The sequence below is a fragment of the Oxynema mangrovii CENA135 genome (genome assembly GCF_016632315.1).
Lineage (GTDB): Bacteria > Cyanobacteriota > Cyanobacteriia > Cyanobacteriales > Laspinemataceae > Oxynema > Oxynema aestuarii.
The window spans coordinates 1321581-1334204 of the sequence record NZ_JAEOXH010000002.1; the positions used below are offsets into that span (position 1 = coordinate 1321581).

Here is a 12624-nt window from a genome sequence, read left to right on the forward strand (position 1 = left end):
CAATTCCCCGCCCGATCGTGAAAAAAGCTACCGATCTGATTCCTTTAATGTTTTAATCCAGTTTAGGAAACGCGTGAACGGTAATTTCCCACGTATCTAAGGTAATGCCAACCGTGCGATCGAGCTGGGTTAAAGCGTTGAGATAATTAATTTTAGCATTGAGTTCGGCATTGGTGGCTTCGACTAAATCTTCTTGGAAACGAACAATTTCGGCGATCGAGGAACGACCGAGTTTGAGGAGTTCTCGCTCGTTCGCTAACTTTTGGGCAGATAATTCTTTCGCTGTACGTGCGAGTTCGACTTGACGACGTAATAAATTAACATCCCGGATGCGATCGCGCACTTCAATTTTAATCGTTTCGCGTAAATCTTCCAGACGATTTTGTTCTTGTAAAATATTAACGCGACTGGTTTCTAGATCTCGTTGGAGAGTGCGATCGCCAAATTCTCGACTCAAATTTAGTCCAGCTCGCAAGTCATTGGTATCGTCGGTATCGGTTCGCAATCCACTGATATAACTGGCTTCTAAATCTAAATCCCACCGTTGATTATCTTCAGCCAGTAATACATCAAATTCAGCAATTTCTAGATCGAGTAAAGCTTGTAAGAAATCCGGACGATTTTGATAGGCTAAATCAATTAACTCCTGTTCTTGTGGTAATTCAGCTTCTTCAATTTCGAGTTGTTCGATCGCCGTAATTTTAGTTTGCTGGTCGATATCGAGAATTTCAATTAAAGCGAGTTGGCGACTTTCGAGATCATTTTCCGCTTCTAAAACGCGAACTTCTTGATTGGCAACGTTCGTTTGACTTTGTACGATTTCAATTGGAGCGCGTCGTCCGGCTTCAATTAACACTCGGTTAATTTCTAATAATTCTTTAGCACGTTGTAAAGAAAGCCGTTCAATTTCGACTTGTTCTTGAGCGCGGACGAGATCTCGATAGGCAACGATCGCGTTACTGATAGTTTCAATTAATGTGGATTTTAAATTGAGAATGTTAACCTGTTCTGAGAGTTTCGCAACTTCAATGGAAGCCAGATTTACTTCTCTGCCAAATCCCCTTAAAAGGGGTTGACTGAAGCGCAATTCAATGTTTTGTTGCAGGCGCGTTTCATCGTCGATCGCCGCTTCACTATTATTTTGAGCGATGCTACTCGTTTCCCATTCGGCGCTAATTTCAGCCCCAGTGGGTAAGGCGACAGACACGATCGCGCCGAACCCCAATTGTGCGCTATTTGTGGTTAAGCTTCCCAAATCATTACTGCCTACAGAAAGAGAAACTTCTGGAATGATATTAGGTGAAAATTTATCGAGTTCGACGGCTAAATTTTCGCGATCGGCAATGCGCTGGAGATAGGCATTTTTAATATCCCGGTTGTTTTGTACGGCTAAAATGACAACGTCAGTCAAAGTTAAAGCGATCGCCCGATCCTCTTCGTTCAAATAGGGAAGAGATCGCAGTTCGGATTCGTCGATACTGCTATTGTTTTCAAGATCGCGATTTGCAAAAATAGAATTATTTTTAATTTCAAATCGGCGATTATGTTTTAATTCAAAAAATCTATAAATCACCGACTGTTCGACCATATTTAATGTTGTTTGTCGATCGTGTGGTTGGCGAGCTGCTTGAGCAAAGTCCCCCCCTTCGCCACTGTTGACAATGCCAATAAGAGCGATCGCACCACCTATTACTCTGGCAATGAATAAATATTCTCGCAGCACCACAAATCCCCATCTAATTATCTTATTTTCATCCTATTTTTTAGCCCAAGCGTAATGCTTTCACTGGATCGAGGTGACTGGCTTTTAATGCGGGTAAAAATCCGGCACCGACACCGACCAATACCGCCGATCCTAATGCGATCGCTGCCGTTTTTTCCTCGAAATTATACGGTAAATCAAAAGTTTTGGCGACCACAACAGTTAAACTATGGACACTAGCGATCGCCAGGGTTCCACCGAGTAAACTTAATAAAGCGGCTTCTAAAATAAATTGCAACATAATATCGCGTCGAGTCGCGCCTAAAGCGCGCCGCAAGCCTATTTCCGGTGTCCTTTCAATGGTCGAGGCGATCGTGATATTGGCGATACCCACCCCTCCGACTAATAACGCAATTCCACCGACAGCTAACAAAGCGCGCGATGTCATTTCTAAGGTTTTTTTCTGTTCTAAAAGATCCGAGGCATTATTCCACGCATAAAATTCGCCGCCAGGGAAGCGTTGAAGTAACAGTTTTTCTGTTTGTTCTTCAATCGATTCCATATCTTCTAAGTGAGAAGGACGGATTTGAATACCGCCAATGTTGCGCCGTCCTGTCAGTGCCGTTCGTAAAGAGAGCGGCACGAAAATTTCACCTTTCGGTTCGTCGTCTTGGTAGCGTAATTTAGTTTCGACAACCCCAATAATAATATATGGTTTTCCTCCGATATAAAGTCGTTTGCCGATCGGATTTTCATGCTCGAAAAACTGACCGCGTAAAAAGTTATCGATCGCGACGACGGGGCGAAAATTACTAAAATCTTCCTGATTAAAAAAACGACCTTCTAAAACTCGCCGTCCGGAGGTCAGTAAGTAATCTTCCGAAACTGCTTCGACAAACATTTCTTCGGAACGGTCTTGATAGACGACATAATCGTAAGCAAATCCGGCGGAAGTCGAAATCGCTTTGAAACCAATGAGGCGCTGTTGCAAAAATTCCATATCTTCCAAACGCAAGCTGCGTCCGTCGCGCAACCAGATATAGGCGTTGATTTGAGGGGCTTCGCGTTTGGAGAGTTGTTCGGCAATCACTCGTTCGGAAATACTGCCGACTTGTAAGGTGGCGTTGACGGCGGCAACCCCCATAAATACGCCCAAACTGGTTAAGGTGGAACGCACGAGGTTTCCAGTTAAAGATTTATAGGTTAAAGTTAATAAGTCTAAGGTTTTTAAACTCATGAAATTTTGGGGATTTTAGAGGTTGGATCTTAGATTTAGAGTTTAGATTGAAAGGCTAACGCTTCGGATTTCACTCCTCACTGCCTCTACATTCATAAAAATCCTGGTTCTACGCTGCAAGCCGTCAAGACATCAGAACTTCGTCTATCTTTTGCCTTTTGCCTTTTGGCTTTTGCCGTTTACTCTTTATGTTGGGTCGTTCGATCGCCGATTTTTGACCTTGTTCGTCTTCTTCAATCACTGGAACTCCCGGTTTTAGAGGGACATCTACGGGAGGTAAAATCACCCGATCGCCGGGTTCTAAACCTTCGGTGACTTCAACTTCGACAATCCCTTCGAGTCCGAGGGCGATCGCTTGTTTTTGGGCGGTTCCATCATCGGCGCGCACCCAAACATAAGGGTCTGTTTCGTCGCGCTGAATCGCTTCCATTTGTAAAACGACGACCTCTTCACGACGTTGCAAAATAATCTCGACGCTGACCTGACTCCCGGGAATGAGAAAATTACTGGGGCGATCGAGTTCGACGATAGCGGCGATCGTGGCTTGACCGGACTGACGACCGGAGGAGTCCGTAGCGGAGGTACTGGCGAGGGGGGACAAGCTGCGAACGCGACCCTCAAAGGTTTTCGGATTGGGGCCGATGAGGCTGACGCGCGCGGCTTGGTTGACTTCAACTTGTTTGGCGTTGAGAGTAGACAGTTGCAGTTTGACCACTTCGCGGCTAGGGTCGCCGAGGACGAGTAAATCTTTGCCGCGTTCGACGCCATCGCCGGGTTTGACGAACAGGTCGAGGACGGCGCCGGAGATCGGGGCGGTGATGATATTGGCTTGTAGTTCTTTAGCGAGTCTTTGGCGTTCGAGTTCGAGGTTTTCGAGTTCGATTTCGGCGGTGCGAAGCTCGTTTTCAACGTTGGCGAGGGTTGCTTGAGCTTCGCGTAGGGTCGATCGCGCCTGCCGGATTTCGGCCTCTTGTTGGGCGAATTTGTCTTGTCGTTCTTGCTGGAGACGTTGGCGATCGAGTTGCAGATTTTTTAACTCCAATTGGGCGATCGCAAAGTTCAATTCAGCCTCGCGCAATCGGTCTTGACCATTAAGAATTTCATCTTGTGCGGCGCGCAATTCGTTGCTGGGAATATAGCCTTTTTCCACCAAGGCTTCGACTTCTTCGAGTTCTTGGCGCGCCGCATCGAGTTGTCCTTGGGCCGTTTCGATTTTCGCTTGGGTATTGGCGACGGTCAGTTGTTGTTTTTCAATTTCGAGGGCTTTGGCTTCCAGTTGAATTTGCTCGCTGCGGGTCGTTTGGGCAATTTTAGCGGCGAGGTCGGTTTCGGCAGCCTCCACCGCCAGACGGGCATTTTGGAGGCGATCGCGGTGGTAAGCGACGGTGAGTTCCTGCTGGCGGATTTTCAGTTGTTGTTCGTTCAAGCCTAACTGTTGCTGGGAATCGCGCAAGCGCAGCAGTTCGCTACCGAGATCCACGCGATCGCCGACCTCGACCCAGAGGGTGTCTACCGTGGCATCGGTCGGCGATTTGAGGGTTTGTTGGTTGCCGAATTCGACAATTCCACTCTCGTCAATTTTTTTCTCGATGGTTCCGAGTTCCACATCGATCGCCCGCACCGCGATCGCCTGCGATCGAGTACTGAAATTGTTCGCATACAGCCACCAACCCGCACCGCAAAACAGGGTCAGCACCCCCGATGCGACGACCCATCTAACTCCCCCTCTTAACTTTTTTTTAGCTAGCTGCACATCCATTCTGAAAGCCTGACCCCCACGGCGGCACTCTGTCAAGAGCGCAACTGTACGGGCATTAATAAATGAGTCATTTTCGTTCCCCCTAACGGCGTCAGGACGACCGGAGAAGTCGCCGTATTCAATTTGACTTGAACTTCCTGGGACCCGAGATTTTTTAACGATTCCATTGCATATTTAACATTAAAAGCAATGTCCAAACTCTCCCCAGAAATCTGAGCGTCGAGAGCTTCTTCCCCACTGCCGACATCCGCCGCTTCCACAGACAAGCGTAATTTCTGCCCTTCGCTATCGATCGAGAATTTGACGATATTATTTTTTTTATCCGCCAAAATCGAGATCCGTTCTAACGCCGAGAGCAATTTACGCCGTTCTACGGTAATTTGGCGCTCGAAAGACCGGGGAATCAACTGTCCGTAATTGGGATACTGACCTTCGAGAGTTCGACTGGTCAGCCGTTGGTTCGACAACTCAAAGGCAATTTGACCGGGATCCAACGACAGGGCGATCGCCTCTCCTTTACCCCCCATCGCCGCCATCCGTTCCAGTTCGCGCAACGCCCGGGCCGGAATGGTCATTTCAAAAAATTCTCGCGGTTCCGACGGTTTGGGCGCCTCTTCTTCCCCCTCACCTTCCGAATGGCTCGCCGTTTCCGTCACGGCCAAACGGTGGCCGTCCGTCGCCGCAAACTCGAACGTTTCCGGGTGAACCTTAACATGAACTCCCGTGAGAATTTGCTTCGTTTCGTCGCCACTGGTCGCAAACAACGAACCGCGCAATCCTTCCATGAGAACGTCAATAGCGATTTCGAGGCTTTGTCCCTCTTGAATCGTCGGTAACGCCGGAAATTCATCCGCACTCATCCCCCGGACTTGATAGCGTCCCGTCGCACAGGTTAGGGTGGCGATCGCCGCATTCTCCGATGACGATTCTGCCGTGTCTTTCGCTTCGTCATCGAACAAAATTTCTCCCTCCGGCAAGCGGGATACAATATCGTTAAAGAGTTTTGCCGGAAGGGCGATCGTCCCTTCGGTTTCCACCTGAGCCTCAAACGTGGTCTTGATACCCAAGCTTAAATCAAACGCCGTCAAACTGACTTCCTGCTTTTCTTCGTCCGCACTTAACAGCACGTTCGCCAGTACCGGATGCGTCGGTCGAGACGGTACCGCCCGGCTCACCAATGACAGATTAGTTCCTAGGTCGCTTTGCTTGCAAACGAATTTCATAGATGTATTACGATTTGGCGTGGAATGGTCGAACTGAGCAGCTCTTACGCGGCAAAATTTGCTCGGAAGGCAATCGTACCATTTTTAAAGGCAGCAGTTGAGAACTCAGCAGGCCAAAGGCGGGCGGGAGATCTAGGGTTGCCATCTTCCCTAGTTTACCCCTGGCTCGGACATCGAGACGACTTTCACTCCAGCCACCAAACACCAGCCCCTGAAAACACAAAGGTTACCCTCTCCATCTAAACTCTAAACTTTACAATCCTAAGACCCATGCTGTTCGCCCTTCCCCCCACCCCTATTATCCGACTCGGAAAATTTGTCTGGACGACCCTCTGGCAAACCATGATGTCTAATATGGCGCCGTCGGATAAATCCGGGGCTTACATCCGTCCGCAAAGCCAATTCCGAAAAACTATTGGCACCGAACCGGACAACCCCCATCCTCCCGCCGAGGGACGCTATCAATTATTCGTGGGAATGGGATGTCCTTGGGCTCATCGAACCCTCGTCGTTCGCGCTTTAAAAGGGTTAGAGAATGCGATTTCTGTCGGTCTGGTCGTTCCTTCTCCTAACGATGGCATGTGGGTGTTTGAAACCCCCCAGGAAGGTTGCCAAACCTTGCCCGAACTGTATCGGTTAGCGCAACCGGGATACGACGGCAGATCGACGGTTCCGGTCTTGTGGGACAAGCAAAAACGGGCGATCGTCAATAACGAAAGTTCGGAAATTATCGTGATGCTCAATGCCGAATTTAACCACTTTGCAAAGCATCCCGAACTAGATCTGTATCCGTCGGCATTAAAAACCGAAATCGATCGCTGGAACGAGCAGATTTATCATGCGGTGAATAATGGAGTTTATCGCTGCGGTTTTGCCCAAAGTCAAATCGCTTACGATCGCGCCTGCGAGGAACTGTTTTCGATGCTCGACCGGATCGATCGCACTTTGGAAGAACGGCGGTATTTATGCGGCGATCGCCTCACTTTAGCCGACGTGCGTCTATTTACAACTTTATTCCGTTTTGATATTGTCTACTATAGCTTATTTAAATGCAATCGCCGCCGCATCCAAGATTATCCCCATCTCGGATCGTATTTACGCGATTTATATCAACTTCCAGGGGTTGCCGAGACCTGCGATCTAGAGCAAGTCAAACGGGACTATTACGGTAATTTATTTCCTCTCAATCCCGGCGGGATTATTCCCTCCGGACCGGACATCACCCAACTGCACCACCCTCACGATCGCGATCGCTTCGGAACTGCAACAGGAGGATAAGTGATGGTTCAAGATCGGAATCTTTCAACCCATTCTGATGACCCTCAAGAAGAAAAATTAGGAAATACAACCATTCGATCTATAGAAGCCAAATCTATACTCAACAAAGCGAGTGGATTTATCAAAGCTTATGACTTTACTTTAAATCCTTATAAAGGCTGTCAGTATGGTTGTAGTTACTGTTATGCTGCCGCCTTTAGCCCTAATTCAAAAATGCGGGAAAATTGGGGAAATTGGGCGATGGTCAAAAAAAATGCCGCCACTCTTTTAGAAAAAGAATTACAAAAATGGGCAAACAACCATCCCGAACGCCCGCCCAGTATCTATATGAGTACGGTAACCGATCCTTACCAACCTATTGAAACTAAAAAGAAATTGACGCGAAGTTTGTTGGAAATCATGATTAAATACCAGCCGACTTTAGTCATTCAAACCCGTACCCCCACGATCGTTCGCGATCTCGATCTCCTCCGGAAATTTAAACGGATTCGGATTAATATGAGTATTCCAACGGGAAGCGAAAGAGTGAGAAGAGATTTTGAAGGACGTTCCCCCAGTATTAAAGCTAGACTGCGCGCGATCGGTTTTTTAAAACACAATATTCCGTGCAATGAAGAATATGATAGTCGTTTCTCCGTAACGATTACTCCCTTATTGCCTACTTTTCCAGAAGATGGAAACCAGTTCATACATCAGCTTCAAACAGTCGATCGTGTGGTCATTCAACCCTTTCACCAATTTAGTGAGCGATCCCTCGTTGCGGGAACCCGTCAACAAGCGCTAGATATCATTGACAAGTATCAATGGTGGTATAATGAAGAGGCCATGCATTATCACAGCTTTAAGGAAAAGCTCAAATCTCTCTTATCTGATGTAGAAGTATTTGAGGGCGCCTCTGGATTTGGCTATGATTGAACTGATTAAAAACTGGTGGAATTCCCTGTATGTGATTACCGCACTCAACAATAACAACTTCGATCTTGCCGAACGACGATTAGCCAAGCTTAAGATCCAGAAAAGTCCCATATCGGGAATTGCTAAATTACTTAACAAAAAGAAACAAGCCGAAACTGAGCTAGAAGATGCCAAGCAAGAAATCAAAAAACTCAAACAAGAAGTCACCGAATTTCGTCAAAAGGTTGAGTTTTTAGAACTCGAACAGCTTTTTGAAAATACGGATGCTCGTGGACTCTTAACCCCAGACTCTAATTTAATTGATTTTATTACCAATAGCTTTCATGTGGTCGAACACGATCGCGCAAGATTGCAAGTAACGGGAATCGATCGAACCGTTTTCGATCCATTTGAACATGAGTTGTCTTTGTTTTTAACCGAAGCATTTAAGAAAAATTCGACTCCCAAGAAACGTGAAGAAATTCAAAAAGCGATCGAAGATCTGGAAAAGCTTAAAAAGGGAATCGATCCCGAATACGCATTTAATTTCACTCCTGATGTCTATTTGCTGAAATATTTTGCAGAAAATGTTTACTGTAACTATTTAGTATGGTTTTTGATTTATCAAGTTGGACTGTTACCCACTAATTTTAATGTTCTCGATCTGGCTGCAGGACCAGGTACAGTAGCTTATGGGTTGGCGTTATTCTTGCAAAGCAGTCATCAATTTTTGCAAAATCCACTATTTCATATTTCTTATTATTCTTTAGAAGCTCAAGCTAACTTACAATATCGGGGTTTGCAGTTTTGGCGGCGTTATCTCGAATCTCATCCTCAACCTCCCAATACTTATTTCCGCTTCGATACTGCCAATATTTTTGATTACGAAAATTTTTTAGAAAAACTCCCACGAGACTTTTTTGACTTTGTTTTTATTTCCCATTGTTTTTTCAGCGATCGCCAATTTAGAGAAAGATCCTATAAAGCTTATAGTAAAATAATTGAGAATTGCTTAAAAAGTAATGGTAAAGTCGTGTTGGTTATTCAAAAAAGTAAATTATTTAAATCTCAAAATTTCATTGTAAATCAAAATAAAGATATAAAAAAAGAACAAACACTTATCGTTGAATTCCTAGAAAATTTAGGTCTTCGTCTTGAATGGTATAAATATTTAACGTCAACAGGTAGCCGAACTAAAATAAAAAATTTCTACAATTTTGCATCCAATCATCTCCCCCTGCAAACTTATCTTAATCCCCTAAAAACTAAATATTTAAACCTTGCTTATAATTCACACTATACCCTTGACGATTATGTAATTTTCGCAAAGCGAATATAGTTATTGCAACTAGTTGTATACCTTTTTTTATCATAAGTAAATCTACTTAATTTGTCATTCCCATGGGAACGGAAATCCACTAAAATAGCGATGAATTTCGCCAAACTGAGAATTGCTATATTCAATTAAATGTAAACTACTTTAGTTGGACTAACCCCAAAAAAGTCTGTCAAAAACTGTGAGAAAACTCTATTTTTTACTACCCGGAACTACTGGTCAATTTGCCTGCGGTGGGTTGTGGGCGGAATTGAAAACCTTTAATCTCGCCAAACATATTTGTCCGGCGGAAATTGTTACTTATCGACAGCGAGAAAAAGACCGTATTTTTTTGGACGATCTTTTAAAAGATCCGGGTTTAACCGACATCAAAAATAAGATTATTTTTGTCATGAGTTGGGGCTTCGATGTTGCCAAACTTGCCGATCGCCTCCGAGGATATCCCGCCATTTATCACGCTCATAGTGCCGGGTATGGCTTTGACATTCCCGCTCATATTCCTATTATTACAGTTAGCCGCAATACCATGGGATATTGGGGACAAAAAGCACCCCATAATTTAATTTATTATTTACCCAATCAAATCGGCGATGAATTTCAAAACTTCAACCGCGATCGCGATATCGATGTCTTAGTGCAAGCGCGTAAATCCTCCGATTATTTACTCGATCGATTAGTTCCAGCTTTGCAAAACAAATGTCAGGTTTTTGTGGTGAATTCCTACATTGAAGATTTGCCGGGATTGTTCAATCGGGCTAAAATTTATCTTTACGATTCCGCTCAATATTGGGCATTACAAGGGGTCAGCGAGGGATTTGGTTTGCAACCCTTGGAGGCGATCGCCTGTGGCTGTTATGTTTTCTCTAGCATTAATGGCGGGCTTTCGGATTATCTCGATCCGGGATTTAACAGTTATAAAATTGCCGGATATTCTCCAGATTACGACATTCAAAGAATTTTAAGGGTGTTGGAAAAGCCCGATCCCAACTTATTCGATGAATCTTTACTCGCCGAATACCGCACGGATAATATTCTTAATCGCTTGCGAGTAATTTTGGAAGAAATTAACGAGTTTTTTGATAGTCGTCACCAGTGGAGTTCCACCATTCCCGAATTAACCCGATGGCGAATGATGAAACTGTGGGGACGAGGGATAGTCGATAAGTTGCGAAAAAAGTTAAGTCGATAAATAAGGGCGATCGCCTTCTGCAAGGATCGCCCTATGATTTAAGCATTCATTTGAGAAGTGGGCGATCGCCGATCGCCCACTTCATCGTTTAAACTTTAGTCGATATAACCCATTAAATCTTTTTCCGCATCTTGATTGTTGTTGGAACCCACAGGACGGGGACGCGGAGTACGATTGCTCAAGCGCGTCATTTGACTGGCGGGTTGATTCGGATCTCGATCTTTGGGATCTTTGTCAGTATTATGGTCGGCCATTGATTGAACTCCTGTATCGCGATCGCTATTTCCATTAAAATTATGTTGTCGATCGCCTGTCGAATTTATTATCAAAACTATCTAAGTTATCATTATAAAACACGATCGCCACTCTCTAAGACGCAATCGCAATCCCCGGGGCGATCTGTCTATCACGAGTTAGCTAAAATGTCAAAAGATCGGGTCAACCTCCATCGATGGGGTTCGAGCGGCATCGGGCATTTGAGCGGGAATGGCGATCGCCGAAAAGCACGGCCTACAAGCGATTCGGCCTGGATTTAGCTCCTGAATCGATCCGGCGCAACCCCATCCTCGAACGGGAAACCCCCCAAAGAAGCCCTCTTGCTGCAACAACTGGACTCGTCTTTGTGATTCAATCCTCCACCGATCCCGATTTGGTTCGCTGCCAAATTCCCTGTGACATCCTCCCGACGCTGAATCAAAGATTACAGCGCGGGCTTCCCAGCCTCACGATTGGGTGTTCCTGCCCCACGCCACTTATCTAGGTCATAGACCCCTGACAGACCGACTTGACAGGCGGTTTCCGTTCCCCAGAGTCCCTGGGATACTACATTCTCTAGTCCACGATGCAAAACCATCTCTGCTGCGGCATGGTCACGATGCGTTCGATCCCCACACTCAGGACAATGATGCTCTCTGACTTCCAACCCCTTGCTCACCGTAGCAAGGCAGTTGGGACAGGTTTGACTGGTGCCGTTGGGGTTGACTTTAGCAAAGTAGACCCCCCGTTTCCAGCACACCCATTCCGTCAGAGACAGGAATTGTCCGAAGGCAGCATCTACACAATCTGTTCGCAACATCCCTCGCGTCAAGCCTTTGACGTTGAGGTCTTCTGCAAAGATGGTTTGCGCCCGGTCGCAAAGCTGATGAGCCGTCTTCAGATGGAAATCTTTACGACGGTTCGCAATCCGATGGTGCATTCTAGCCACTTCGATTTGTGCTTTCTCCCAGTTTTGAGAACCCTTCTGTTTTCGAGCCGCTCTGCGTTGCAGCAATTTCAGCTTGCCTTGCATCGACTTGAAAAACTGGGGTCGCTCTTGGAAAGAGCGATCGGAAGCGGTCAAGAATCGCTCCAATCCCAGGTCAATCCCAATCGCCCGACCGTGAACCGGGACATCGGGAACCGATATATCCGATTCAATCGTAACGACGACATACCATTGCGTCCCCCGTACCCTGGACAGTACCCTTACCTGTTTCACCTTGAAACCATCAGGGATGGGACGATGCAGGTTGATGGGTACTTCCCCAATTTTTGGCAGCTTGATTGTGAAGCCATTGATGGGATTGTTCTTGAATTGGGGAAACACAAAGGATTTGAACTGACCGAACTTTTTGAAACGCGGGAATCCATGTCCCCGTTTCTGAAAGGCTTCCCAGGTATCGTGCAGTCTGCGAATTGTGGTCTGCAACACCTGAGAATGCACCTGACCCAGATGCGGGAATTGCTTCTTTGCTTTGGGCAGGTTGTTCTGCTGACGATGGTAAGACGGAAACGGTTCATCGGCAGGAATGATGTATTCCTTCTCCAACGAGCATCGGTCTACCTGACACTTACGCGAAGCAATCCAGTCTTTGAGTTCGCGTAAAGCGTAGTTATATACGCCTCTGCACGTCTCAAGCCACGACCGCAGTTCAGCCTGCTGTACGACATTTGGATAGATTCGGTAAGTGTAGTTCATGGTCAGCATGACTATAATTTACTACAGGCTATAGCTGCTGGTAAATGCT

10 protein-coding genes are annotated in these 12624 nt (G+C 46.0%); 4 read left to right on the forward strand and 6 right to left on the reverse strand.

Features of this window, described 5'->3' with window-relative positions; translation table 11 throughout:
* Positions 1 to 52: 52 nt before the first annotated feature.
* The 4 genes from JJD41_RS19310 to dnaN form a co-directional block, all read right to left on the reverse strand.
* Entirely contained in the window at positions 53 to 1723 is a 1671-nt protein-coding gene (locus JJD41_RS19310; protein WP_200669100.1) for a TolC family protein, read from the reverse strand.
* A 40-nt stretch (positions 1724 to 1763) separates the two neighbouring features.
* Positions 1764 to 2939, reverse strand: a complete 1176-nt coding sequence (locus tag JJD41_RS19315) for an ABC transporter permease (protein WP_200669101.1) — start codon at positions 2937 to 2939, stop codon at positions 1764 to 1766.
* Between the two features lie 124 nt (positions 2940 to 3063).
* Positions 3064 to 4635: an HlyD family efflux transporter periplasmic adaptor subunit gene (locus JJD41_RS19320; protein ID WP_200669102.1), complete on the reverse strand. Its 1572-nt coding sequence runs from the start codon at positions 4633 to 4635 to the stop codon at positions 3064 to 3066.
* Between the two features lie 95 nt (positions 4636 to 4730).
* Complete coding sequence (gene dnaN, locus JJD41_RS19325) at positions 4731 to 5921, reverse strand: DNA polymerase III subunit beta (protein WP_200669103.1); 1191 nt, start codon at positions 5919 to 5921, stop codon at positions 4731 to 4733.
* A gap of 270 nt (positions 5922 to 6191) precedes the next feature.
* On the opposite strand from dnaN, the gene JJD41_RS19330 reads away from it, so the two are divergent.
* The 4 genes from JJD41_RS19330 (at position 6192) to JJD41_RS19345 (ending at position 10618) form a co-directional block, all read left to right on the forward strand.
* Positions 6192 to 7199: a glutathione S-transferase family protein gene (locus JJD41_RS19330; RefSeq protein WP_200669104.1), complete on the forward strand. Its 1008-nt coding sequence runs from the start codon at positions 6192 to 6194 to the stop codon at positions 7197 to 7199.
* Between the two features lie 3 nt (positions 7200 to 7202).
* Positions 7203 to 8114, forward strand: coding sequence for an SPL family radical SAM protein (locus JJD41_RS19335; protein WP_234488924.1), 912 nt, complete (start codon positions 7203 to 7205; stop codon positions 8112 to 8114).
* The gene (locus JJD41_RS19340) at positions 8107 to 9432 is read left to right on the forward strand and encodes an AAA family ATPase (protein ID WP_200669105.1); all 1326 of its coding nucleotides are present in this window, start codon (positions 8107 to 8109) and stop codon (positions 9430 to 9432) included. The genes JJD41_RS19335 and JJD41_RS19340 overlap by 8 nt, the downstream gene beginning before the upstream one ends.
* Before the next feature lie 178 nt (positions 9433 to 9610).
* Positions 9611 to 10618, forward strand: a complete 1008-nt coding sequence (locus JJD41_RS19345) for a glycosyltransferase (protein WP_200669106.1) — start codon at positions 9611 to 9613, stop codon at positions 10616 to 10618.
* 95 nt (positions 10619 to 10713) lie between these two features.
* Here the strand turns inward: JJD41_RS19345 and JJD41_RS19350 are convergent, their stop codons facing one another.
* Positions 10714 to 10872: a hypothetical protein gene (locus JJD41_RS19350; protein WP_200669107.1), complete on the reverse strand. Its 159-nt coding sequence runs from the start codon at positions 10870 to 10872 to the stop codon at positions 10714 to 10716.
* Positions 10873 to 11318: 446 nt separating this feature from the next.
* The gene (locus tag JJD41_RS19355) at positions 11319 to 12584 is read right to left on the reverse strand and encodes an RNA-guided endonuclease InsQ/TnpB family protein (RefSeq protein WP_200669108.1); all 1266 of its coding nucleotides are present in this window, start codon (positions 12582 to 12584) and stop codon (positions 11319 to 11321) included.
* Positions 12585 to 12624 lie beyond the last annotated feature (40 nt).